We start from the raw sequence: 24711 nt of genomic DNA, 5'->3' as shown, positions 1-24711 counted from the left end.
CTCCTGCATGGAGACGCGATTAGATCACAGACGATCTGCCTGTTCAAATTTCATTAACAAAGTGCGATCCCGCCCTGCCCACTTCCTGGCAAGATCAGTATTGTAATGCTCAATAGCGAAATCCAGAGCGAGCATAGACTGTATATAGTGATAATCAGCTGTAGCCAGGTTAACGCCTTTGAACACCTCAAGATTATGGCGACTGAACTGAACGCCATAATCACCATCCAACCATCGGCGCAGACGGAACAAGAACTCGCCCATAATGATGTGAAGGTTAGCGGACTCATCATCTGGACTGACCCCTTGCTCCCACAGGCTGACATGGTGTAGTCGTTCGGCTTGCTCTGTGGCATCCATCATTTCGCGCAAATGGTATGCCTTTAGCAAATCATGGGGTGCGAGTGCCTTGCCTCTGGCATTTTGCGAGTCAAAAAACTGAAAGGCTTCGCTCAAATCATCGAGCGTCACTTCGATCAGTTCACACTTATTAAGCACAAAGTGCAGCAGTGATTTACGTTCGTCATCCTTTAGCCCCACAAGGCGGTTTTCAATGACTTTGGCATTATGCTCAAGGTTGTTGATGCTGATCCTTGACGCAAAAGCGTGTTCCAATAGCGGCGTTGAAAACTCACAACTATGGTCAAGCAATGAACAAAGCAAAGTTAAGGTCAGCAGGCGCTGCTGACCATCAACGATATTAAGTTCACCTTTATAAGATGGCTTTAACGCATCCCTGTGCAACACCACTGTTCCAAGGCGATAGCACTGTTTACTACGGTGGGTTAACACATCATCGATCAATTGATTGACGTGTTTTTGTTGCCATTTGTAGGGGCGCTGGTATGAAGGAATGGCAAGGCGCTGCTCAAGCAGTGCTCCCACGGTTTGAACCCGATAAGTTACGTCCCCCATAACTAAAGCGCCTGCTCTACAAGAGCCTCGGCCAAGGCAAGTTGGGTCTGCTGGCTGGTTTGCAGGCGGGATTTAAGTTGTTCGCAGATGACCATTAACTCAGCGACTTTAGTGACAATGCGATGCTGTTCTACGAGTGGAGGAAGCGGTAATAGTTTTCTTTTTAAATCGCCAAGTAATAAGTTATTAATGGCGCTGCCACCAGATAGCTTTAATAGATTGGGGATCTCAGACTCAAGAAATAATGCCACATATCTATTTGAAATGTAATTATTTGCAACTTTAATTACGGCAACGCTCTTTTGAAATGTGGTTTTTCTTGTATAAATATGATCTTGGGCTATAGCCATTTTACCAACTGTAGCACCCGTATTTACCATGCAAATATCACCTGCTTCCAAGTCGGTTCGCTGATGTACCTCTGCAAACTCTGCTTCAACAATTTGCCTAGCATTATCGTAAACCAGTTTGCCGTTCTGGATGTTTTTGGCTGATAAAAAATAGAATCCAGAATTATCTAAATTATTACAATCACCATGTTTCCCATCCGTTATCAGAAAAGTAATCTCTTGCAGATAACACCATGCCCACCCCTGCGGCAGTTCAAACGGTTTTTCGTCTTCGCTGATCGCAGGTAGCGGTTTCTCTTTTTTGATTTTCTTCTCTTTGACCAGCTGGGCTTTTTCGGCGGCGACACGCTCCAGCAAGGCTGCGGCGGGTTCATCGCTCGGGTCTTGCGGCACCAGCTTGCCCATCACCGCCAGTTGCAGGATGGTCTGCTTCAGGGCGTCGATGCTGGCCTCGGTGGTAAAGAGGGTATCGAAGTGAGCGCTTAGCCGCGTCCAGTTTTGGGCCAGCTCATCGGCGTCGGTGCTGTCTGTCAGGGTCGCCAACAGGGCCTCCACCAGAGTCTGGTGCGCCGCCAGTTGCGCCTCGCTTTGCTGCTCCAACTGGTCGCAGATGGCCATTAACTCATCGACTTTAGCGACAATGCGGTGTTGTTCTTCTGTTGGAGGAAGTGGAATTATTCCATTAAAAAACTGCTTATCATTAATCGCCGGATAGGCAATTCCTGTTTGAACATTTTCAACATAAGTTACAAAACATGGTGAACGAAGATACCTATATACGTAGCGACTTAAAACACCATCAAATGGGTGAATAATTGCAAATGCAGTGCTCGCAATTGGCTCCGGATACATATCCTTATCAACAACCGCTATATTAAGAAGATAGGGTCTAATTGTAGAATAAATAATTGTTCCAGACTTTAAAATTTTTCTAGCCCTAGATGGTGCATCGGAAGCAGCCATTACTGTCGGTGAATCAATAAAGCCCATTTCTTTATTAATTGCGCCCACGTCAATATAGGTAAATGAAGAGTCAGGAGTCTTCTGACCATGGTCATAACCAATGTCCCCCAGCTTGACCCACTCCCACCCTTCCGGTAATCCAAACGGCTTATCTTCCTCGCTAATTTCCGGCAAGGTTTTTGGCTTTTTAATTTCACCCTCTTTCACCAACCTCGTCTTTTCGGCGGCAATGCGCTCAAGCAGCACGGAGGCGGGTTCATCGCTGGGATCTTGCGGTACCAGTTTGCCGCGCGCGGCCAGCTCCAGGATCAGCTCGCGCAGCTTTTTGATGCCGGTGAGTTCCAGCTTGCTATTGCTGCCGCGCCCGGCACTGCTTTTCGGGCGCACCGCCGCACTCCAGAGATCCAGATGGTCGGTAATCAGACTTTCGATCGCCATTATGCCTGCCCCCCCTGCTTGACCACTTCTTTACCCAAGGCTTCGCCCAGAATGGCTTTTAGCTGGTCACGCAGGGTCTGGATTTCAGCCTGCTCTGTGGCATAGCGCGCCAGCAGCTCGTCAGGGTCATGGCTTATCTGCTCGCCGACATGGGGGTTTTTGATATCGAGGTTAAAGTTGCGCTCGATAATGGTCTCGATACTGACCTTCCAGGCTTGTTCGTTCTCAACCCGGGCAGCAAAGCCGTCAGCCTCATCGCCCCACCAGGCAATCTCGGCTTCGAACTCCTCGAACTTCATCGGCTTGGTCTTGCTGTAGTTTTTCACCCCAGCCGGATAGGGGTGCTCGTAGAACCAGACATCCTTGGTGGGCTGGCCCTTGGTAAAGAAGAGGATATTGGTCTTGATGCCGGTATAGGGGGCAAACACGCCGTTGGGCAGCCGCACTATGGTGTGCAGGTTGCACTCAGCAGTGAGCAGTTGCTTGATCTTGGTTTTGACCCCTTCGCCAAACAGGGTGCCATCGGGCAGCACCACGGCGGCACGACCGCCCTTTTTCAGCACTTCGATGATCAGTTGCAGGAACAGGTCGGCGGTTTCACGGGTGCGCAGATCAGCGGGGAAGTTCTGCTCGATACCATCCTCTTCGGTGCCACCAAAGGGCGGGTTGGTGAGGATCACATCGATATCGCTATCCCAGCTCGACAGCGGTTTGTCGAGGGTGTTGCCGTGGCGGATCTGCACCGGCACCTCGATGCCGTGCAGCAGCATATTGGTAGTACAGAGCAGGTGTGGCAGTTGCTTCTTCTCGACCCCCAGGATCTGCTGCTGCAGGGTCTGGTGGTCGGCAGCGGTCTCGACATAGTGCTCTTTGACATGATCAAAGGCGCAGGCGAGAAAGCCGCCGGTACCACAGGCCGGGTCCATGATCCGCTCGCCGAGCTTGGGGTCGATGCGGTTGACCATAAAGCGGGTGACGGCGCGGGGGGTGTAGAACTCACCCGCGTTACCGGCGCTTTGCAGGTCGCGCAGGATCTGCTCGTAGATATCGCCAAACAGGTGGCGCTCGCTGCTGTCAGTAAAGTCGATCTCGTTTAGCTTGTTGATCACCTGCTTAAGCAGGGTGCCGTTTTTCATGTAGTTGAAGGCATCGCTGAACGCCTCTTTCACCACATAGCCACGGGGGTTGAGACCGATACTGGCAGGCTGGTTTTTCAGGCTGTCGAACAGATCGTTGTTGACGAAATCGAGCAGGGCATCGCCGGTCAGTCCTTCGCTATCGGCCGCCCAGTTGCGCCACAGGAAGCGCTCGGGGATAGGGCAGCGGTAGTTATCCTGCTCAAACTCCAACTCCTCTTCCTGGGCGTCGAACACTTTCAAAAACAGCAGCCAAGAGAGCTGGCCGAGGCGCTGGGCATCACCGTCAATACCGGCGTCCTTGCGCATGATGTCCTGAATGGATTTGATGACTGAGCTGATGGATGACATGGGATTCTCTGCTTTTTACAAAAATGGTGACGAATACAGGGGCGAATGCGTCAGGAGTATCGATAAAACAAGCGGCCATCATTGGAATGGCCGCATGGTAGTTCAGAAGCCGTCAGGTCGTCAGGCGCTCTGCTGCTCACGGTAAATTTCTTGCTCCAGTTCGGTGATTGCCTGCTCGAACTGTTTGGGGCCACCAAAACCCTTCTTGGCCAACTCCAGCGGACGACCCAACTCGGTAAAGGGGGCCACTTTTAGCGCATCCTTGGTCTCAATCTCGGTCACCCCCTGATCGGCATACTTGTCGAGCAGTCTGGTAAGCACCTGCTGGGCGGTGTCGTTGTACTTGGTGAAGTAGTTGCGCTTTTTGACGTTGTTGGCCCGCTCGCGGCGGGTCAGTGGCGGCTGATCGTATACCACATGGCAGATAAGGTCGAACGGGTCGAGCTCCTTGCCCACTTCCTGCTCCAACACCTCCCACAGCACGCCCGCCTGAGCCAATTCATCCATAATGGCTTGCTTGCGTTCGGCGGCTTGCCAGCGTTTGGTGAACGCATCGAGGGTGGCAAACTCTTTGAGCAGGGTCTTTTTGGTGTAGTCCTTGAAGGATTCGGTCACCAACTTGCCATCGGCATCGTAATACTGCACCCGCTCGGCGATGACGCTGACCGCCACGCCGTTGACATAATACTTGCTGACCCCGGGCTCGGGGCCACCCAGCGGGCCTGCGCCCTGACTCCCTGCGCCACTGTGGCCACCGTCACTACCGCTTGTGTAGCTTCCGGGTTGTTCATCGACTCCGGGAGCAAACGGATCGTCATTGTCGCCGGGTTCATCGGTTGGCAGCGGATCGGCATCGCCGATGATATCGCCCAAGCCTTCATCCGGATTGTTGATGTCTGCCGGTTTGACCACCATGACGCGCTCCGGCTCACCGTCGAAACGGGGATCTGCAAACAGCTCGGTGGCCTTCTTGAAGTCGAGAATGGTGAACCAGAGCTTGCCGTACTTGTCGTCGATACGGGTGCCACGGCCGATGATCTGTTTGAACTTGGTCATGGACTGGATGTTTTGGTCCAGCACCACCAACTTGCAGGTTTTGGCATCGACGCCGGTGGTCATCAGCTCGGAGGTAGTAGCGATGACCGGATAGGGCTTTTTCGGGTTGATGAAGTTGTCGAGCTGGGCTTTGCCAAGGTCATCATCGCCGGTGATTTTCATCACATACCGATCATCTTTCAGCATCTGCTCGGGGTTAAGGTTCGCCAGCGCCCGTCGCATCCGGTCGGCATGATCAATGTCGTTGCAGAACACGATGGTCTTGGCCATCGGGTCGGTTTTCTTGAGGTAGTTGGTGATGGTTTCGGCCACCAGCTGGGTACGCTCGTCGATCACCAGGGTGCGGTCGAAATCCTTCTGGTTATAGATACGGTCTTCAATCAGGTTGCCCTGTTTGTCCATCTGCCCTTTGGTGGGACGCCACCCCTGCAGATCGACATCGATATCGACCCGCACCACCTTGTAGGGGGCAAGAAAACCATCTTCGATCCCCTCTTTGAGGGAGTAGGTATAAACAGGGTCACCGAAGTAATCGGTGCTGGAGACGGTTTCGGTCTCTTTGGGCGTGGCGGTGAGACCAATCTGGGTGGCCGATGAGAAGTATTCGAGGATCTCGCGCCAGGCGCTGTCTTCGGCGGCGCTGCCCCGATGGCACTCATCCACCACGATCAGGTCGAAGAAGTCGGGTGAGACCTGCTTGAAGGCTTTCTGCGACTCTTCCGGCCCGGTGAGCGCCTGATAGAGGGCAAGGTGGATCTCATAAGCCGGGTCGATCGTGCGCCCGGTGACCTTGGTCATGGCCGAGCCAAAGGGCTGAAAATCATTGATCTTGGTTTGATCTACCAGAATGTTGCGATCGGCCAGAAACAGGATGCGCTTCTTGGCGCCCGCCTTCCACAAACGCCAGATGATCTGGAATGCCGTGTAGGTCTTGCCGGTGCCGGTGGCCATTACCAGCAATACCCGATCCTCATCTTTCGAGATGGCTTCTACGGTCTTGTTGATGGCCTGCAGCTGGTAATAGCGGGGAGATTTGCCGCTGCCATCCGAGTAATAGTCCTGACTGATGACAGGCAACTGTGCCTGGGTGTAACCCTTCCAGGTGCAGAGTTTGTCCCAAAGCTGGCCCGGGCTGGGGAAGTCCTCCAGCGCGATCTCGGATTCCAGCTTGGCCGGATTGGTCTTGTCATGAAATACAAAGCCATCACCATTGCTGGCAAACGTGAACGGCACATCCAGCAGACGGGCATAATCGAGCCCCTGTTGCATCCCCTTGCCAATCTCATGTTTGTTGGCTTTGGCCTCGATCACCGCCAGTGGCAAGCCCATCTTGTGATAGAGCACGATATCGGCCGATTTGACCTTCTTGCGTGCCGCCATCTGGCCGCGCACCACCACCTTGCCATCCCGCAGCTTCACCTCCTGGCGAACCTGGGTCAGGTCATCCCACCCCGCAGCCTTGATAGCAGGCAGCAGGTACTTTGAGATGATGTCGGCTTCGGTGAGGGTTGCTTTGTTGATCTCAGCCATGAGCACTCTTCCGGTCGGGGGACAATATTGCTCAAGATTCTCTCATAAATTCAGCCGGGTTTTATTGATTTCAGACTCATAAAGCAACATGGGTGCAGCTCTTGATGGCATGCCTTCGGGTCAAGGAAACGTCTGGCAATGGCGTAACTAGGTCGTAGTGAATGATTGTTGAAGGGCATCGCTTGAGTTAGTCCCATAGCAAGTCAGCCGGTTTGGCTCTCGCTGAATGCAGAGGCCAAGATTCCAGATAGATGGGAATCTGCCCCCATCAATTCCAGCACACCGGGTTTTCCCACTCACCTCAGACAGAGTGGCCAACATTCCAGAGCGAAAAACAGCACGAACATTCCAGATAGATGGGAAGGCCCCTATCAATATTCCAGGTGCTCGTTCTGAAGCGACATTCCACTATCTGGAATATCCGCACCAAGATTCCAGATAGATAGTTATGTGGAAAGGAATTGGACAGGGATTGGCCGGGGATAAGGGCGCTGATTCCACTGGTCAATAAGCCACTGGATTCCAGTACTCCAACTTTGTCACGAACGAACAAAGTCAACATTTTCAATAAGTTGATTGAATACCAAGACCTTCAGTGCCATGCTGAAATCATGTTCATTGGTGGAGTAACACGATGGATGCGTTCAGTTGGGGAATGGTAGGCTTGCTGGCCTTCTTCACGCTTGTCTTCGTGTGGAGTCTGTATAGCTACAAGGCGCATGCAAAAGAGAAACACCATGAAACCGATCGCTGATATCGCCCTCATGGCGGTGGTTGCGCTGGGCTTGATGGCACTTGGCGACACGGTGTTTGCATGGCTGCTGATCTGCCTGCCACCGGTTTACTGGTGCTGGCCAATACTGGCCTGGGCCACCAGGCGCCCCATCACGGCCAGGTTGCAGTTAATGGCTCTTGCTGCACTCACCTGCTGGCACTGGCCCGCCGGGCTGTTCACTGCGCTGAGCATCGCACTCATCTGGACAGCGAAAACCCTCAAGACAACCCCACGCCCACAGCGCAAGGGTGGGCCGGTCATCAAAAATTACTACTTCTGGAGCTAACTGCGTGTCTCCTTGGCCACACTGGCGATAAGGTACCTTGAGCAACCAAGCATCTCCTGAATCACGGAATAACTGTGGCCTGTCACCAACAGCCTAGCGATGTGCTGACGCTTCTTCTCATCCTTCTGCCTACCACGGTATTTCCCTTCATCCCTGGCCTTGGCAATACCCTGCTGCTGCCTGCGACGGCGATCTTCATAGTCTTTACGAGCGACGGCTGCGAGCATATCCAACAGCATGCCATTTACAGCCTGCAAGATGGCGCTGGTGAACTCGGAGCGGCTGTCCCCCTGTAATGCCACCCAGGAAGTCGGAAGCTCAGGAGAAACGATGGAGAGCTGTTTCTGTGCCAAAAGCTGCTTCAGTGTTTGCCAATCCGTCTGATTGAGGCGAGCCAGACGATCAATCTGCTCTACCAGCACAATGTCACGATCTGCAGCGTCGCGGATCAGCCTCATAAGCTCAGGCCTGTCCAGCGTCGCCCCCGACTCATTCTCTACATAGAAACTGGCAATCTGATGGCCATGCTCAGCAGCAAAACCAATCAGCAGCTCTCGTGCCCGCTCAGCATCCTGTTCCACTGTCGATGCACGTAAATACGCCCGTATGAACATTGAAACCCCCATCGGTCTGTTTAAAGTGGTTCCTAATTATTGGTTCAATTGTCATTTTCAGAAGACGATTGCACCAATCAACGAGGTATGAAGCCGGTTGTGCATACGGCTCCTGATAGCTGGATATCAGGACTCCTCTGCACGAAACTCGTCTATGCTCAATGCTCGTGTGCACCAAAGCGAGGTGAGCATGGCGGCCGACACCCCACGGATTCCCGAACAAGGCGTGGCCACTCTGCCTGATGAGGCATGGGCGCGTGCGCGCCGTCGTGCGGAGATCATCGGGCCGCTGGCACAGTCGGAAACGGTCGGGCATGAAGCGGCCGACGCAGCAGCCCAGGCGCTGGGTCTGTCCCAGCGGCAGGTCTACGTCCTGATCCGCCGTGCCCGCCAAGGTTCGGGGCTGGTCACTGAGTTGGCTCTTGGGCAGTCGAGCGGTGGCAAAGGTAAAGGCCGCTTGCCGGAGTCGGTCGAACGAATCATCCGCGAGCTACTGCAAAAGCGCTTCCTGACCAAGCAGAAGCGCAGCTTGGCGGCGTTCCACCGTGAAGTTGTGCGGGTGTGCAAGCTGCAAAAGCTGCGGGTGCCGGCGCGCAACACCGTGGCGTTGCGGATTGCCGGCCTCGATCCGCTCAAGACCACTCGCCTTCGGGAAGGCCAGGATGCGTCCCGCACCCTGCAAGGTGTCGGTGGCGTTCCTCCGCCAATCTCCGCGCCACTGGAGCAGGTGCAGATTGACCATACGGTCATCGACCTGATCGTGGTGGACGAGCGCGACCGGCAACCGATTGGCCGTCCATACCTGACCCTCGCCATCGACGTGTTCACCCGCTGCGTGGTTGGCATGGTGGTCACGTTGGAAGCGCCGTCCGCCGTCTCGGTCGGCCTGTGCCTTGCGCATGCCGGCAGCGACAAGCGCCCTTGGTTGGAGGGGTTGGACGTAGAGATGGACTGGCCGATGAGTGGCAAGCCCAGGCTGCTTTACCTGGATAACGCGACCGAGTTCAAGAGCGAGGCGCTGCGCCGTGGCTGCGAACAGCATGGCATCCGGTTGGACTATCGTCCGCTTGGGCAGCCGCACTACGGCGGCATCGTTGAACGGATCATCGGTACGGCGATGCAGATGATCCACGACGAATTACCGGGGACGACCTTCTCCAACCCTGACCAGCGCGGGGAATACGCCTCCGAGAAGATGGCCGCCCTGACACTGCGCGAACTGGAGCGCTGGCTTACATTGGCGGTCGGCACCTATCACGGCTCCGTGCACAACGGCCTACTCCAACCGCCGGCCGCGCGCTGGGCCGAAGCGATCGCGCGGGCCGGCGCGCCAACCGTCATAACTCGCACCACTGCTTTTCTGGTCGATTTTCTGCCCATCATCCGCCGCACGCTGACCCGTACCGGCTTCGTCATCGACCACATCCACTACTACGCCGATGCGCTCAAGCCGTGGATTGCTCGGCGCGACCGCTTGCCCGCCTTTTTGATCCGGCGCGACCCACGCGACATCAGCCGTATCTGGGTGCTGGAACCGGAGGGTCAGCACTACCTGGAAATTCCCTACCGTACCTTGTCGCACCCGGCTGTCACTCTCTGGGAACAACGACAGGCGCTGGCGAAATTGCGGCAGCAAGGTCGCGAACAGGTGGATGAGTCGGCGCTGTTTCGCATGATCGGCCAGATGCGCGAGATCGTGACCACCGCGCAGAAGGCTACGCGCAAGGCGCGGCGCGACGCGGATAGACGCCAACATCTCAAGACGACGGCACCGCCCGTCAAAACCGCGCCACCACCGGACGCGGACATGGCTGACCCACAGGCAGACAACAAGCCACCGGCCAAACCGTTCGACCAGATTGAGGAGTGGTAGCCGTGGACGAATATCCCATCATCGACCTGTCCCACCTGCTGCCGGCGGCTCAGGGTTTTGCCCGTCTTCCGGCTGACGAACGCATCCATCGCCTTCGCGCCGACCGCTGGATTGGCTATCCGCGCGCAGTCGAGGCGCTGAACCGGCTGGAAGCCCTGTATGCGTGGCCGAACAAACAACGCATGCCCAATCTGCTGTTGGTCGGGCCAACCAACAACGGCAAGTCGATGATCGTCGAGAAGTTCCGCCGTACCCACCTGGCCAGCTCCGACAAGGATCAGGAGCACATCCCGGTGTTGGTCGTGCAGATGCCGTCCGAGCCATCGGTGATCCGCTTCTACGTCGCGCTGCTCGCGGCGATGGGAGCGCCATTGCGGCCGCGCCCACGGCTGCCGGAAATGGAGCAACTGGCGCTGGCACTGCTGCGCAAGGTCGGTGTGCGCATGCTGGTGATCGACGAGTTGCACAACGTGCTGGCCGGCAACAGCGTCAACCGCCGGGAATTCCTCAATCTGCTGCGCTTCCTCGGCAACGAACTGCGCATCCCGCTGGTTGGGGTCGGCACGCGCGACGCCTACCTGGCTATCCGCTCGGATGACCAGTTGGAAAACCGCTTCGAGCCGATGATGCTGCCGGTGTGGGAGGCCAACGACGATTGCTGTTCACTGCTGGCCAGCTTCGCGGCTTCGCTCCCGCTGCGGCGACCTTCGTCGATTGCCACGCTGGACATGGCTCGCTACCTGCTCACGCGCAGCGAGGGCACTATTGGCGAGCTGGCGCACCTATTGATGGCGGCGGCCGTGGCCGCCGTGGAGAGTGGTGAGGAAGCGATCAACCACCGCACGCTCAGCATGGCCGATTACACCGGTCCCAGCGAGCGGCGGCGGCAATTCGAGCGGGAACTGATGTGAAGCCAGCGCCACGCTGGCCACTGCATCCGGCACCCAGGGAAGGCGAAGCCCTGTCTTCGTGGCTCAACCGCGTGGCCCTTTGCTATCACATGGAAGTGTCCGAGCTGCTAGAGCACGATCTTGGTCACGGCCAGGTTGATGACCTGGACACCGCGCCTCCACTGGCGCTGCTGGCGATGCTCTCCCAGCGGAGCGGTATCGAGCTGGATCGGCTGCGCTGCATGAGTTTCGCCGGCTGGGTGCCTTGGCTACTGGATAGCCTCGATGATCAGATTCCAGATGCCCTGGAAACCTATGCGTTCCAGCTCTCGGTACTGCTGCCGAGACTCCGCCGTAAGACGCGATCCATCACGAGCTGGCGTGCCTGGCTGCCCACCCAACCGATACACCGCGCCTGTCCGCTCTGCCTGAACGATCCGGAGAACCAAGCCGTACTGCTCGCGTGGAAGCTGCCCCTGATGCTGAGCTGCCCACTGCATGGCTGCTGGCTGGAATCCTATTGGGGCGTGCCAGGGCGGTTTCTCGGCTGGGAGAACGCCGAGAAACCGCGCACTGCCAGCGATGCGATTGCGGCGATGGACCAGCGTACCTGGCAGGCTCTGACGACCGGCCACGTGGAGTTGCCGCGCCGACGCATCCACGCAGGATTGTGGTTTCGGCTGCTACGCACGCTGCTCGATGAGCTGAACACCCCGCTTTCGGCGTGCGGCACCTACGCGGGGTATCTCCGCCAAGTCTGGGAAGGCTGCGGGCATCCGCTGCGTGCAGGGCAAAGTCTGTGGCGACCGTATGAAACCCTGAACCCGGCAGTACGGTTGCAGATGCTGGAGGCGGCGGCAACGGCGATCCACTTGATTGAAGTGAGGGATATAAGCCCGCCGGGCGAGCAGGCAAAGCTATTCTGGTCCGAGCCCCAAACCGGGTTCACCAGTGGACTGCCAGCGAGAGCGCCGAAGCCCGAACCCGTCGATCACTGGCAACGGGCGGTCCAGGCCATTGATGAGGCGATCATTGAAGCGCGGCACGACCCCGAGACGGCCCGCTCGCTGTTCGCGTTGGCTTCCTTTGGTCGGTGCGATCCCGCTTCCCTGGAACGGTTGCGCTCCACCTTCGCGAAGGAAGGCATCCCCCTTGAATTTCTGTCACATTATGAGCCTGATGGACCCTTTGCATGTCTTAGACAGAATGACGGGTTAAGTGACAAATTTTGACGGCCCGAACTTTCCGGCGCACACTGTCACATAATCGAACGTATACGTGACGGGTGAAAAGGTGCTGATCGGCTACATGCGGGTATCGAAGGCGGACGGATCCCAGTCCACCAATTTGCAACGCGATGCGCTCATCGCCGCTGGTGTGAGCCTTGCGCACCTTTACGAGGATCTGGCCTCGGGCAGGCGCGATGATCGCCCAGGGTTGGCTGCTTGCCTGAAGGCGCTTCGTGAAGGGGACACGCTGATCGTGTGGAAGCTCGATCGGCTTGGCCGTGATCTGCGCCACCTGATCAACACCGTGCACGACCTAACTGCGCGTAGCGTGGGCCTGAAGGTCCTGACCGGTCACGGTGCGGCGGTCGACACGACGACTGCCGCCGGCAAGCTTGTGTTCGGTATTTTTGCCGCGCTGGCCGAGTTCGAGCGTGAGTTGATTTCCGAGCGAACAGTCGCTGGACTTATCTCGGCGCGCGCTCGCGGCAGGAAAGGGGGGCGCCCCTTCAAGATGACCGCCGCCAAGCTACGCCTGGCGATGGCCAGCATGGGGCAACCGGAAACCAAGGTGGGCGATCTCTGCGAAGAACTCGGGATTACCCGGCAGACGCTCTACCGGCACGTGTCGCCCAAGGGCGAACTGCGGCCAGACGGCGTAAAGCTGCTCTCCCTCGGTTCAGCCGCATAAATGGAGGCGACCTGGAACGGGGCGCTGTTCAGTGCGGCAACGATCCGATTACCGGTGTCGACCCAGAGCAGCCGTAGAGCTTTTGGGAAAGCTGTCGTTCAACGCCGAGTTCAGCGGCAGTTTTTAAGTTGTGATTTTATGGAATACTTTTGCGCAGCAAAACCATAAAGCCGCGACTTAAAAACTGTCCAGCGCAGGCACGAAGTGCTGGAGCGGTGCTGCAACGACTTGTTAGATGACTGAGTTTATTAGTGGGCACTTGCTTTGGAAAGCAAGTTTAAAACTACTACACCACTAACTATGAGCCCCATACCTACAAAGCCCCACGCATCAAGCTTTTGCCCATGAAGCAACCAGGCAATGGCTGTAATTATGACGACGCCGAGTCCCGACCAGACTGCATAAGCAACACCGACAGGGATGGATTTCAGAACCAGAGAAAGAAAATAAAATGCGATGCCATAACCGATTATGACAACGGCGGAAGGGGCAAGCTTAGTAAAGCCCTCGCTAGATTTTAATGCGGATGTTGCGATTACTTCGCCAACTATTGCGATAACAAGAAAAAGCCAGCCTTTCATGATATATCTCCCAATTTGTGTAGGGCTTATTATGCACGCTTAAAAATAATAAAAGCAGACTTGACCTGATAGTTTGGCTGTGAGCAATTATGTGCTTAGTGCATCTAACGTTGAATTAAGCGGCGCCGAGCCGCAGGCGAGGAAACCGAAAAGCGAAGCTTTACGGCGTCCGCTTGAATGAACTGTTAGGCACTCAAGCGAACCGAAGTCACGCTGCGGCCGAAGCCAAAGTAACTAGCGGCGCTAAGGCTGAAATAAACCCGAACTGCGCCGCCCCGAAATTACACTGCAAACCAATGGGCCACCGGAATGCGATGCATCAAATTACAGCCAGCCGTGAAAATCAGAGGTCCCGACTCAGCTTTGGCCAAGTGGCTGAAACCTGGTGCCACTGACGCTGAAACCGAGCCCATGGTGTTACTCAAATCTTGGCTCGACCAAGCCTAACGACCAAATTCAGCCGCCGGCGTAGCCGGTCGGCTGGAACGCCAAGTTAGGCTTCATTTGCATAACCAAGCTGTTTGAGCCCGGCGAGGTTGTCCCATTCGGCCCATGCCTCTGCAATGCGCTGGTTCTCGATTCGGTAGATCGCAATGTAGCTTGCGTTGAGCACCTTACCACTTGGTGGGAACAGGCCCATCGGTCCCAGCTGTGTACCGTGAAATTGATGCCGCGCAGCGACCTTGTTTCCTTCTGCGACGAGGTCCAGCAGTGTTTCAGTGGCATCGGGGAACGTGGCGAACTCTGCTTTCAGGAACGCCACAAGATCTTCGGCTGATCGGACGCCGGGTTCGCCCGCAGCTGTGCTGTGGCGGGCGAAGTCGCTCGCAACCAAAGCCAGGACGCGCGACCAGTCCTGCGCATTAATCGCATCGACGAACGCACTCACGAGGAGTTTGTTCTCTTGCAACACTTGATGGGGCTCTCCATTCATGACGCTTAACGACCAAATTCAGCCGCCGGCGTAGCCGGTCGGCTGGAACGCCAAGTTAGGCTTCATTTGCATAACCAAGCTGTTTGAGCCCGGCGAGGTTGTCCCATTCGGCCCATGCCTCTGCAATGCGCTGGTTCTCGATTCGGTAGATCGCAATGTAGCTTGCGTTGAGCACCTTACCACTTGGTGGGAACAGGCCCATCGGTCCCAGCTGTGTACCGTGAAATTGATGCCGCGCAGCGACCTTGTTTCCTTCTGCGACGAGGTCCAGCAGTGTTTCAGTGGCATCGGGGAACGTGGCGAACTCTGCTTTCAGGAACGCCACAAGATCTTCGGCTGATCGGACGCCGGGTTCGCCCGCAGCTGTGCTGTGGCGGGCGAAGTCGCTCGCAACCAAAGCCAGGACGCGCGACCAGTCCTGCGCATTAATCGCATCGACGAACGCACTCACGAGGAGTTTGTTCTCTTGCAACACTTGATGGGGCTCTCCATTCATGACGCTTAACTTTGTTTTAGGGCGACTGCCCTGCTGCGTAACATCGTTGCTGCTCCATAACATCAAACATCGACCCACGGCGTAACGCGCTTGCTGCTTGGATGCCCGAGGCATAGACTGTACAAAAAAACAGTCATAACAAGCCATGAAAACCGCCACTGCGCCGTTACCACCGCTGCGTTCGGTCAAGGTTCTGGACCAGTTGCGTGAGCGCATACGCTACTTGCATTACAGCTTACGAACCGAACAGGCTTATGTCCACTGGGTTCGTGCCTTCATCCGTTTCCACGGTGTGCGTCACCCGGCAACCTTGGGCAGCAGCGAAGTCGAGGCATTTCTGTCCTGGCTGGCGAACGAGCGCAAGGTTTCGGTCTCCACGCATCGTCAGGCATTGGCGGCCTTGCTGTTCTTCTAGGGGTCGTCTCAGAAAACGGAAAAAATCGTACGCTAAGACCCGGAGAGCGGACGTAGCGGCCTGAACTTCCCCGCGCCGATCTTGGCGCTGCTACGCCAGAGGTAATCGCCGGTCAGGTTGATGTGTTCCCAGCCGAGTGGCGACAGGTACTGCAACAGGCCGTCATCGACGGCTTGACCGTGGCCGCGCAGGGCGTTCGCCGCCCGCTCCAGATAGACCGTGTTCCACAATACGATGGCCGCCGTTACTAGGTTGAGGCCGCTGGCCCGGTAGCGCTGCTGCTCGAAACTGCGGTCGCGGATTTCGCCCAGGCGGTTGAAGAACACGGCACGGGCCAGCGCGTTGCGGGCTTCGCCCTTGTTCAACCCGGCATGCACGCGGCGACGCAGTTCCACGCTTTGTAGCCAGTCCAGAATGAACAGCGTGCGCTCGATGCGTCCCAGCTCGCGCAAGGCGACGGCCAAGCCGTTCTGGCGCGGATAGCTGCCGAGCTTGCGCAACATCAGCGAGGCCGTCACCGTGCCCTGCTTGATCGAGGTAGCCAGCCGCAGGATTTCTTCCCAATGGGCGCGGACGTGCTTGATGTTGAGCGTGCCGCCGATCATCGGCTTCAGCGCGTCATAGGCGGCTTCGCCCTTCGGAATGTAGAGCTTGGTGTCGCCCAGGTCGCGGATGCGCGGCGCGAAGCGGAAGCCCAAGAGGTGCATCAGGGCGAAGACGTGATCGGTGAAGCCCGCCGTATCGGTGTAGTGTTCCTCGATACGCAGGTCGGATTCGTGGTACAGCAGGCCGTCGAGCACATAGGTCGAGTCGCGCACGCCGACGTTGACCACCTTGGTGTGAAACGGCGCGTACTGGTCGGAGATGTGGGTGTAGAAAGTCCGCCCAGGGCTGCTGCCGTACTTCGGGTTGATATGCCCGGTGCTCTCGGCCTTGCTCCCGGTTCGGAAGTTCTGGCCGTCCGATGATGATGTAGTGCCGTCACCCCAATGCCCAGCGAAGGGATGCCGTAATTGGGCGTTGACCAGTTCAGCCAGCGCCGTCGAGTAGGTTTCGTCGCGGGTATGCCAGGCTTGCAGCCACGCCAGCTTGGCGTAGGTCGTGCCGGGACAGGACTCGGCCATCTTGGTCAGGCCAAGGTTGATTGCATCGGCAAGGATGGTGGTCAACAGCAGATTCTTGTCCTTGGCCAAGTCGCCGGATTTCAGGTGCGTGAAGTGCCGGGTGAAGCCCGTCCATTCATCGACTTCAAGCAGCAGTTCGGTGATCTTGACGTGCGGCAGGATCATCGCTGTCTGGTCAATCAGTGCCTGCGCGGTGTCGGGCACTGCCGCATCCAGCGGCGTGATCTTCAGGCCCGACTCGGTGATGATGGCATCCGGCAGGTCGTTGGCTGCCGCCATGCGGTTGACCGTGGCAAGCTGTGTTTCCAGTAACGTCAGCCGCTCATTCAGGTACTGGTCGCAATCGGTAGCCACGGCCAGCGGCAATTCGCTGGCCAGCTTGAGGCTGGCGAACTTCGCGGGCGGCACTAGGTAGTCCTCGAAGTCCTTGAACTGGCGCGACCCCTGTACCCAGATGTCGCCCGAGCGCAGCGAGTTCTTGAGTTCTGACAGTGCGCACAGCTCGTAGTAGCGCCGGTCGATACTGGCGTCGGCCATCACCAACTTCTGCCAGCGCGGCTTGATGAAGCCGGTCGGCGCATCAGCGGGCACCTTGCGAGCGTTATCGCTGTTCATGCCGCGCAGCACGTCGATGGCATCGAGCACGTCCTTGGCGGCGGGCGCGGCCCGCAGCTTGAGCACGGCAAGGAATTCTGGCGCGTAGCGGCGCAACGTGGCGTAGCTCTCGCCGATGCGGTGCAGGAAATCGAAGTCCTCGGGCTGCGCGAGCTTCTGAGCTTCGGTGACGCTCTCGGCGAAGGCGTCCCAGGACATGACGGCCTCGATGGCGGCGAACGGATCGCGGCCAGCTTGCTTGGCCTCGATCAGCGCCTGACCGATGCGGCCGAACAATCGCACCTTGGCATTGATCGCCTTGCCGGACGCTTGGAACTGCTGCTGATGCTTGTTCTTGGCGGCGTTGAACAGCTTGCCCAGGATGCGGTCGTGCAGGTCAATGATCTCGTCGGTGACGGTGGCCATGCCCTCGATGGCGAGCGCCACCAGGGTCGCGTAACGACGCTGCGGCTCGAACTTGGCCAGGTCGGCGGGCGTCATCTGGCCACCCTCGCGGGCGATCTTGAGCAGGCGGTTCTGGTGTACTGACCGCTCGATGCCGGAAGGCAGGTCGAGCGCCTGCCACGCCTTGAGCCGCTCAATGTGTTCGAGCATGTGACGGGAGTTCGGTTTGACAGGCGACTGGCGCAGCCAGGCCAGCCAAGTCGTCTTGCCGTTGTCACGACGTTTCAGCAGATCGTCGAGGCGATGCCGGTGCCCGCTCGACAGCAGCTCGGACAGGGCTTCATAGATGCGCCGGTTGGCGCGGGTGATGGCCTCGGCGCAGACGCGCTCGACGACATCCAGCGTCGGCAAGATGATGTGCCGGTGGCGCAGCGCGTCAAGGACGCTGGCAGCCAACACGATGCCCTTATCCGTCTGCAAGGCCAGCTCGGTCGTTGCTTTGACGGCCTGGCGGTAATGGGCCAAACCGAACGGCACCATGCCCAGGTATGCCCGCAGTTCGAGCAGGTGTTCGCGCCGGGTTTCATCGCGCTCGGCGTACAGCGGCCAGCATGCGGGATCAGTGCGCAGTTGCCGTCCGATCCATTGCAGCAAGGACACAGGCACTGTGGCATCGGGAAGCAGTCCCTGACCAGGAAAGCGCAGCAAGCACAACTGCACCCCTACACCGAGCCGGTTCGCGTCGCCGCGCCGCTGGCGAATCAACGACAGGTCGGCCTCGCTGAAGGTGTAGAGCCGGATCAACTCATCTTCGGTATCGGGTAAGGCCAACAGGCTGGCCCGCTCAGCGACGGACAGGATGGAGCGGCGGGGCATGGTCAGTCGTCCGTTCTTAAGTATTGGTACAAGGTCTCGCGGCTGATGCCGAACTCGCGGGCGAGGTGGGCCTTTTTCTCGCCAGCGGCTGCACGCTGCCGCAACTCGGCCACCCTATCCGGCGAAAGCGCCTTTTTGCGGCCTCGGTACGCTCCGCGTTTCTTGGCGAGCGCGATGCCTTCACGCTGACGCTCACGGATCAAGGCGCGTTCGAACTCGGCGAATGCACCCATCACTGACAGCATAAGGTTTGCCATCGGCGAGTCTTCCCCGGTGAAGGTCAAGTGTTCCTTCGCGAACGCGATGCGCACGCCGCGCTGGGTGAGGCCCTGCACCAAGCGGCGCAGATCGTCCAGGTTGCGTGCAAGACGATCCATGCTGTGCACCACTACGGTGTCGCCCTCACGCACGAAGGCGAGCAGACGGTCCAGCTCGGGACGTTGGGTGTCCTTGCCTGACGCCTTGTCGGTGAACACCTTGTCCACCTGGACGTGTTCAAGCTGCCGTTCCGGGTTCTGATCGAAGCTGCTGACGCGGATGTAACCGATGCGTTGACCGTGCAAGGTGTTTTCCTGATTGGATGTGTCAGGAATAACTCTATGACCTTTGCCGGCTTATGTCAAACAATTGGCAAGGCGACTCTATTCTGACGCTTATGGCTTGGATGGGTTGACGCCAAGTTAGGGTATAGCTTAGATTGACGCACTGACGCTGGGTGTCGGCACCCGGCCAATTCCTGCCGTACGCTACTTCCGCTGACGAGTCATTCGCATGACTGCTGTACTTTTCTACCCGCCCTTCCGGCCATATCTGCAACCCGGACGATTCGCCATCACTAATTACGCGAGCCGGGGATTGTCGGTATAAAGTAGCTTCATCTATGTCAATGGCACGAACCGCTTTTACCGGCTTGGCCATGACTGAGCTTGTAAAGCAGAGAAAATTGGGAGCGGATAATGAAGATTCGATTTCTTGGCGCAACTGATGGACATGTCACTGGTTCATGCACACACTTTTCCTACGATCGAAAAAACACGCAGTTCTTGGTCGATTGCGGCTTGGTGCAAGGAGAAGGGAATGACGAAGCGGACAACGGACGGCCATTTCCTTTCTCTCCGTGCGAAATCAAGTTTGTCCTGCTTACGCACGCGCATCTAGATCATTGCGGGCTGCTCCCAAAGCTGTATCGGGAAGGTTTTACTGGCCGGGTAATCTGTACAAAGGCCACAGCTCGCCTAACCCTGATCTCTCTGATGGATTCAGTTCGCCACGTCAAAGGACTGTACAGCGAGGAAGACGTAAAACGTGTCAGGTTTGATTACATTGACGAAAGATCAGATTTCGGGCTTTCGCGGATGTTACCGATCTCTGATGACCTGTTCGCTTCATTTTCGCGTTCTGCTCACGTTCTGGGGGCCTGTTCAATTGTTCTGGGCTGGATCAATGAGGCAAATGAGAAGGTCTATATTGTCATGAGCGGGGACCTTGGCAACAACACCAAAGAAAACCCATTTCAGCCGCTACTGGCGGGGCGGCAGGGAATTTTCGGATGGCCCGAGGCAATAGTCGTTGAGTCGACCTACGGTGGCCGTATTCGCGAAAAACACTTCTCCGATTTTGACGCCAGGATTGAGGTCCTACGCGAGATCGTTCAACGAGAGGTCTTCGACAAAAAATCAGTGCTAGTGGTACCTGCCTTTTCTCTGCAGCGTACGCAAGAACTGCTTTTCGATCTTCAGTTCGTTTTTTCGAAGTATTTTTCGGCACCAGATCAATGCCAATCTCCCTTCTACCCCAAAAATCCTTGGGTGAATGACTTTGACGGTATGTCCTGGGGATACCAATTGAATGGCGCCTTGAGTGACGCGATTGCATTGCTAGAGCCCAACTGTGCCGCTCAGTGGACTGAGGAAATCGTTAAGTCCGCAGAGCCCGGAAAAGCATTGTGGTCGTTCAAGGAGGGGGCAAAACACTCAATTGCTGATATTCAGAAACTCATTTCTAACTCCCACACATACCCAGTGGACATCGTCCTCGATTCTGCACTAGGACGAGAGATGAGCGGGGTGTTTCGTGATGAACTTTGCAGGCGCCAGAAGAAATATCCGGAAAAAACGGTGTATCGAAACCGGAAAATGGCTGAGCGATTAGGCCTGAAAAGCGAGGAGGAGGTTGATGAGTTCATACAGACACTTTTCCCCGTAGCCAATCTCGAAGCGGTCAAAATTCCGGTTGGCATACATGAGTTCCGGTATGAAACCGCGTTCAAAACTCCTCGGTTTGGCGAAACTCAAAAGAGAGGATGCATAGTCATTACTGGTGGCGGAATGTGCGAAGGTGGACCTGTTGTTAAGCATCTTGAAAAACTTGTCGCATCCAGACGGCAAGCAACGGTTCTGGTTACCGGTTATATGGCAAAAGGCACCTTAGGAGAACGCCTGATCAGTATTTGCAAGGCCAGAGACCAAGGGAAGCCTTTGCCTAGCGAGGACCTGGTGATTGGCGAGAAAACAATTACGCCGACTGAGGTCACTTTGAAAGCCATTGAAATACAGGGCTATTACTCAGGCCATGCGGATCAGGAAGGGGTTCTTGATTTCGTGTTTCGTGAGCGCGGTGAAGTGAAGGAAGGGGTGACGCGTAAAGCGGCAACAATTTTTTTGAATCATGGACAGCATGCTGCACGTAAGGAGCTAAAGGAGGCGATTCAAAGTAGAGGAGAAGCGCGTCAGGAAGGTGATCGAGTCGTTTGTGGCATCGAGCTGCCTGACAATAGTGGTTTTTGGTATGACTTAAATACCAAGCAGTGGCTTGAGCCAGAAAAGGAATCAAAGACAGATTCCCTCCTCCGCGAGCTACTACTAGAGCAACGGAAAACTAATCAGCTATTGCAGAGATTAGTTGAGCACAGAGGCCCCCTTCAGAACTCGGCCCCAAAAAAACCTGGTAAGGCGTTGAAAAAATAGTTGCTCAACCCACTTTTCCTCAATGGCTGCATCGACTGGCCGCGCGTGACCGTTCATCACGAACGGCTCCTGTAATTTATTAGCTGCTGTTCAGTTCTTGATGGACTGAACGGCAGGATCGGGTCGTCAAGAGACCGTCGCGCCAACATGGCATGCGCTTAACGTACGATTTTTTCCGTTTCGTGAGCTGACCCCTTGATGGTCGATACGCAAGGCGATGGCCCGCTCGACCAGGGCTTTCATAAACAGGGCAAAGCTCTCTTTGCGCAGCTGATTGTGAAACGGTTTGTAAGAAACCTGATGGGTGTTTACCAGTTGCAAGGCATTGAAATGGCGGTGTAAACCGGCAATGTCATTGACCTGGTCGCCTCCCATGGCCCGCAGCAGTGCAGGTACGAGCATGGCTGGGGTAATGGCACGCTGACGCAGACAAAACTTGCAGAGCCGAGCAATGCGCTCGAGTGCGGCGGGAGCCAAGAGTTGCTCCAGATAGTAATTAGCGTTGATAATAGTCATAGGCTTCGCGCGTGTTGATTTTGTTTGGCGATAAAATCAGATCACAAACGAAGCCTTTTTTATATCTATTTCAATTGGTTGCCGCTAAAGATCCTGTACATGAGTGAGGGTTATGGTGGCTATATGCTGGATATTGCTATTCAGATGACAGCCATATGGGGAAGATTACAGGCGCCTGAAATAACAGCAGAGTATGGAGTGACTACCACGGCTGGAGGTTGGCACGGGCTGATCCCCTCTCCCTTTGGGAGAGGGTTAGGGTGAGGGGAGCTGGCTGACCGGGTGTAGCAACCAGGCGGCATTACACCGCTGAATCTTCAGTTATTGAAATTCCACGCGATCGGCAGTTCGACGTCGAAGATAAGTGCATCCCCGTCGAGGCGAAAGGCCAGGCTGGTCTGGTGCTGGTCGTATTCGTTGATAATCAGGCAGCTCTCGGCGAAGTTGGACTCGTAGTTGATATGGGCCACTCCTTCACGGCCGTCAGCGAGTTCGATGCTGAGCACCCGCAGCGGGTTCTCCTGACTGAGGTTGACCCGGGTGTCCCCCACGTCCACCAGCCGTTCCAGCAGAGGGAAGAAATCTTGTCTGTGGGTCGTTATGGCCTGGGTGATGGCCTGCTCCAGCTCAGCCTGGGTGGCGAAGGGGCCGCCGAGTGGGTAGCGGGTCTGGATCCTTTCCTGAGTCATTGCGTTTCCTCCTGAACTGAGATGTGGCAACAGTTTGGCCGCTGCAGTGACCTGTCATGTACAGGATCTTTAGCTACAACCAATTGAAATAGATAGAAAAAAGGCTTCGTTTGTGATCTGATTTAATCGCAAAAAAAAACCGACACGCCCGAAGCCATGACTATTATCAATGCAACCCAGTACCTCAAGCAACTTCTTAGCTCTTCTGAACTCAACCGGATCGGTAAATTTACCGGTTTTTGTCAGCGACTCCGGGATATCCAGCCTGCGAGACTACTCCCGGCTCTGCTCTCAGGGCTTGGTTGCGACAAGGTGGATGGTATTGCTGGTTTGCATCGCCATTTCAATGCGTTGCAGCTCCATGATACTGACCAAATAGCGTATAAACCCTTTCACAACCAGTTACGCAAGCAGGGTTTTCCCTTGTTCATGCGCGCACTGGTTGAACGAGCCATCGCCTTACGCCTCAAGGAGTGTCTACCGGACGCCCACGGACTGGCAGGCTTTGAGCAGGTACTGCTGCAGGACGGGTCGTCATTCGCGTTACATCCACAATTGGCAGAACATTTCCCGGGCCGATTCAATAAGCACAGCCCCGCTGCGGTAGAGTGTCATATGACCATGTCCTTGCTGGACCAGTCGCCGATATCGATGAGTATCACGGCGGATACCGAATCGGAGCGCAAGCATCTTCCGGCCGCAAATTCGTTAAATAACAAACTGTTATTGGCGGATGCCGGTTACATCAGCCGCGAGTACTTTGCTGATGTGACCAAAGCCAAAGGAAGCTATCTGGTCAGAGGGAGTCAAAATCTCAATCCCAAAGTACAGGCAGCTTACCGACAGGACGGCAGGGAAATGCCCAAGTTACTCGGAAAAAAGCTCAAGGATATCGATCGGAGAAGCTGCAGAGCCGAGGTTCTGGATCTGGATGTGAGTTCGGGAAAGTATAAATATCGACTCATAAGACGTTGGTTTGCAGAGGAAAAACGGTTCTGTATCTGCCCATCCTCTTCGGACTTGGTCGGACCGAAGTGACGAAGCACATGGTCGGCCGTCGCGGGTGCGCCCAGCGTGCAAACCGCCCGTATGCCGTCGAGGCGGGCAGCCGCCGCGATGGCCGCCGTCCCCCCCAGGCTGTGTCCGACCAACAGTGCAGGCATGCCGATCGTGCTCTGCATCCAGTGCACCGCCGCCACAATGTCCGCCACGCTGGACGAAAAGCCACCGCGCCCGAAGTCGCCTTCGCTCTCGCCCAGACCGGTGAAATCAAAGCGCAGCGTGGCGATGCCCTGCTGAGCCAGCGCCCGGCTGATGCGGGTCGCGGCGAGAGAGTTCTTTCCGCAGGTAAAGCAGTGGGCAAACACCGCCAGGGCTTGTAACGGTGCATGGTCCGGGCGTTCCAAGACACCCACCAGCAGACCCTGGCTGCTGCCAGCGAAGCCTACCTTTTCGCTGCTCATGCTTTCTCCAGTGCCAGGGCGTTGATGCAGTAGCGCAGACCGCTGGGCTTGGGTCCGTCGGGAAACACGTGACCCAGGTGGGCGTCGCAGACGTTGCACGTCGTCTCCACCCGCACCATGCCGTGGCTGTTGTCTCCGTGATAGCCCACCAGACCCGGGGCAATGGCCTGCGTGAAGCTGGGCCAGCCGCTGCGGCTGTCATATTTGGTCGACGCATCGAATAGTTCAGTGCCGCAGCACACGCACCGGTAGATCCCGGGCGAAAACAGCGTACACATCGAGGAGCTGTGCGCCCGTTCGGTGCCCTTGAGCCGCGTGATTCGGAACTGCTCGGGCGTCAGCTGTTGGGCCCACTCGGCTTCGCTGCGCTCAACTCGGCGCGGTGGCGTCGGGTTGCCCGTTTCCACCAGTTGAATCACTCCTTTCCAAGTCAACATGTCGGGCCCAGGCTCCGGTGCCGCCGGTTCGTTTTCCAGCCGCTTGAGAAAGGTGACGAGCTTGTCGGCGTCGATTCGGAAATGGTTGTAGACCACTCTGCCATCGGGATCGATCAGGATG

Annotated in this window: 18 protein-coding genes and 4 pseudogenes; 8 read left to right on the top strand and 14 right to left on the bottom strand. The window is 56.5% G+C overall.

The genetic code is table 11. From position 1 onward, the window contains the following. Nucleotides 1-24 precede the first annotated feature (24 nt). The 4 genes from OKC41_RS18710 to hsdR all read right to left on the bottom strand — a co-directional run bounded on the left by OKC41_RS18710 (nt 25) and on the right by hsdR (nt 6739). Nucleotides 25-885 (bottom strand): DUF262 domain-containing protein, encoded by an 861-nt coding sequence (locus OKC41_RS18710; protein ID WP_270672263.1) that lies wholly within the window; start codon nt 883-885, stop codon nt 25-27. Nucleotides 886-917: 32 nt separating this feature from the next. After that, nucleotides 918-2666, bottom strand: coding sequence for a restriction endonuclease subunit S (locus OKC41_RS18705; RefSeq protein WP_270672262.1), 1749 nt, complete (start codon nt 2664-2666; stop codon nt 918-920). Next, complete coding sequence (locus OKC41_RS18700; protein ID WP_270672261.1) at nt 2666-4153, bottom strand: N-6 DNA methylase; 1488 nt, start codon at nt 4151-4153, stop codon at nt 2666-2668. Before OKC41_RS18700 ends, OKC41_RS18705 begins: the two co-directional genes overlap by 1 nt. A gap of 120 nt (nt 4154-4273) precedes the next feature. Then, the gene (hsdR, locus tag OKC41_RS18695; protein WP_270672260.1) at nt 4274-6739 is read right to left on the bottom strand and encodes an EcoAI/FtnUII family type I restriction enzme subunit R; all 2466 of its coding nucleotides are present in this window, start codon (nt 6737-6739) and stop codon (nt 4274-4276) included. 737 nt (nt 6740-7476) lie between these two features. Here hsdR and OKC41_RS18690 point away from each other — a divergent pair. Then, nucleotides 7477-7800: a hypothetical protein gene (locus tag OKC41_RS18690; protein WP_101778626.1), complete on the top strand. Its 324-nt coding sequence runs from the start codon at nt 7477-7479 to the stop codon at nt 7798-7800. Here OKC41_RS18690 and OKC41_RS18685 read toward each other — a convergent pair. Beyond that, nucleotides 7797-8414, bottom strand: coding sequence for a recombinase family protein (locus tag OKC41_RS18685; RefSeq protein ID WP_031227892.1), 618 nt, complete (start codon nt 8412-8414; stop codon nt 7797-7799). The genes OKC41_RS18690 and OKC41_RS18685 overlap by 4 nt on opposite strands. A gap of 190 nt (nt 8415-8604) precedes the next feature. Between OKC41_RS18685 and OKC41_RS18680 the strand changes: the two genes are divergently transcribed. From OKC41_RS18680 to OKC41_RS18665, 4 genes are all read left to right on the top strand, one after another. Continuing rightward, nucleotides 8605-10287: a transposase family protein gene (locus OKC41_RS18680; RefSeq protein WP_270672259.1), complete on the top strand. Its 1683-nt coding sequence runs from the start codon at nt 8605-8607 to the stop codon at nt 10285-10287. A gap of 2 nt (nt 10288-10289) precedes the next feature. Further along, complete coding sequence (locus OKC41_RS18675; RefSeq protein WP_270672258.1) at nt 10290-11198, top strand: TniB family NTP-binding protein; 909 nt, start codon at nt 10290-10292, stop codon at nt 11196-11198. After that, on the top strand, nt 11195-12409 hold the full coding sequence (locus OKC41_RS18670) for a TniQ family protein (RefSeq protein ID WP_270672257.1): 1215 nt from the start codon (nt 11195-11197) through the stop codon (nt 12407-12409). The genes OKC41_RS18675 and OKC41_RS18670 overlap by 4 nt, the downstream gene beginning before the upstream one ends. A gap of 61 nt (nt 12410-12470) precedes the next feature. Continuing rightward, nucleotides 12471-13094 (top strand): recombinase family protein, encoded by a 624-nt coding sequence (locus OKC41_RS18665; protein ID WP_003155741.1) that lies wholly within the window; start codon nt 12471-12473, stop codon nt 13092-13094. A 248-nt stretch (nt 13095-13342) separates the two neighbouring features. Here OKC41_RS18665 and qacE read toward each other — a convergent pair whose 3' ends face one another. The 3 genes from qacE to OKC41_RS18650 form a co-directional block, all read right to left on the bottom strand. After that, entirely contained in the window at nt 13343-13675 is a 333-nt protein-coding gene (gene qacE / locus OKC41_RS18660) for a quaternary ammonium compound efflux SMR transporter QacE (protein WP_010890145.1), read from the bottom strand. Nucleotides 13676-14168: 493 nt separating this feature from the next. Beyond that, nucleotides 14169-14588 carry an ester cyclase gene (locus tag OKC41_RS18655; RefSeq protein ID WP_233721058.1) on the bottom strand — a complete coding sequence of 140 codons (420 nt, stop codon included), beginning with the start codon at nt 14586-14588 and terminating at the stop codon, nt 14169-14171. Nucleotides 14589-14664: 76 nt separating this feature from the next. Then, nucleotides 14665-15105: an ester cyclase gene (locus OKC41_RS18650; RefSeq protein WP_103244642.1), complete on the bottom strand. Its 441-nt coding sequence runs from the start codon at nt 15103-15105 to the stop codon at nt 14665-14667. Between the two features lie 145 nt (nt 15106-15250). Between OKC41_RS18650 and intI1 the strand changes: the two are divergent. Beyond that, nucleotides 15251-15517: pseudogene (gene intI1 / locus OKC41_RS18645) on the top strand (class 1 integron integrase IntI1); the annotation flags it as partial. A 35-nt stretch (nt 15518-15552) separates the two neighbouring features. Here the strand turns inward: intI1 and OKC41_RS18640 are convergent. Together OKC41_RS18640 and OKC41_RS18635 are read right to left on the bottom strand one after the other, a co-directional pair. Beyond that, a complete protein-coding gene (locus OKC41_RS18640; protein WP_053821785.1) occupies nt 15553-18519 on the bottom strand; it encodes a Tn3 family transposase in 2967 nt (988 codons plus the stop codon). 2 nt (nt 18520-18521) lie between these two features. Next, nucleotides 18522-19082: a recombinase family protein gene (locus OKC41_RS18635; RefSeq protein ID WP_053821786.1), complete on the bottom strand. Its 561-nt coding sequence runs from the start codon at nt 19080-19082 to the stop codon at nt 18522-18524. A gap of 393 nt (nt 19083-19475) precedes the next feature. Here OKC41_RS18635 and OKC41_RS18630 point away from each other — a divergent pair, with 393 nt between their 5' ends. Beyond that, nucleotides 19476-21485, top strand: a complete 2010-nt coding sequence (locus tag OKC41_RS18630) for an MBL fold metallo-hydrolase (protein WP_270672256.1) — start codon at nt 19476-19478, stop codon at nt 21483-21485. A 195-nt stretch (nt 21486-21680) separates the two neighbouring features. Here OKC41_RS18630 and OKC41_RS18625 read toward each other — a convergent pair. After that, nucleotides 21681-22001, bottom strand: a pseudogene (locus OKC41_RS18625) (IS4 family transposase); the annotation flags it as partial. Between the two features lie 317 nt (nt 22002-22318). Further along, nucleotides 22319-22690: a hypothetical protein gene (locus tag OKC41_RS18620; protein WP_004099020.1), complete on the bottom strand. Its 372-nt coding sequence runs from the start codon at nt 22688-22690 to the stop codon at nt 22319-22321. A 156-nt stretch (nt 22691-22846) separates the two neighbouring features. On the opposite strand from OKC41_RS18620, the pseudogene OKC41_RS18615 reads away from it, so the two are divergent. Next, nucleotides 22847-23692 (top strand): annotated as a pseudogene (locus OKC41_RS18615) (IS4-like element ISApu2 family transposase); the annotation flags it as partial. A 23-nt stretch (nt 23693-23715) separates the two neighbouring features. Here the strand turns inward: OKC41_RS18615 and OKC41_RS18610 are convergent. Both OKC41_RS18610 and msrB read right to left on the bottom strand, forming a co-directional pair. After that, a pseudogene (locus OKC41_RS18610) lies at nt 23716-24153 on the bottom strand (alpha/beta fold hydrolase); the annotation flags it as partial. Next, entirely contained in the window at nt 24150-24590 is a 441-nt protein-coding gene (msrB, locus tag OKC41_RS18605; RefSeq protein ID WP_034054008.1) for a peptide-methionine (R)-S-oxide reductase MsrB, read from the bottom strand. The gene msrB and the pseudogene OKC41_RS18610, both read right to left, overlap by 4 nt. Between the last annotated feature and the right edge of the window lie 121 nt (nt 24591-24711).

The organism is Aeromonas sp. QDB17 (assembly GCF_027705305.1).
GTDB classification, from domain to species: Bacteria; Pseudomonadota; Gammaproteobacteria; order Enterobacterales; family Aeromonadaceae; genus Aeromonas; species Aeromonas caviae.
The sequence above is the reverse complement of the archived record's forward strand: the minus strand, read 5'-3'. Positions and strand labels throughout refer to the sequence as shown.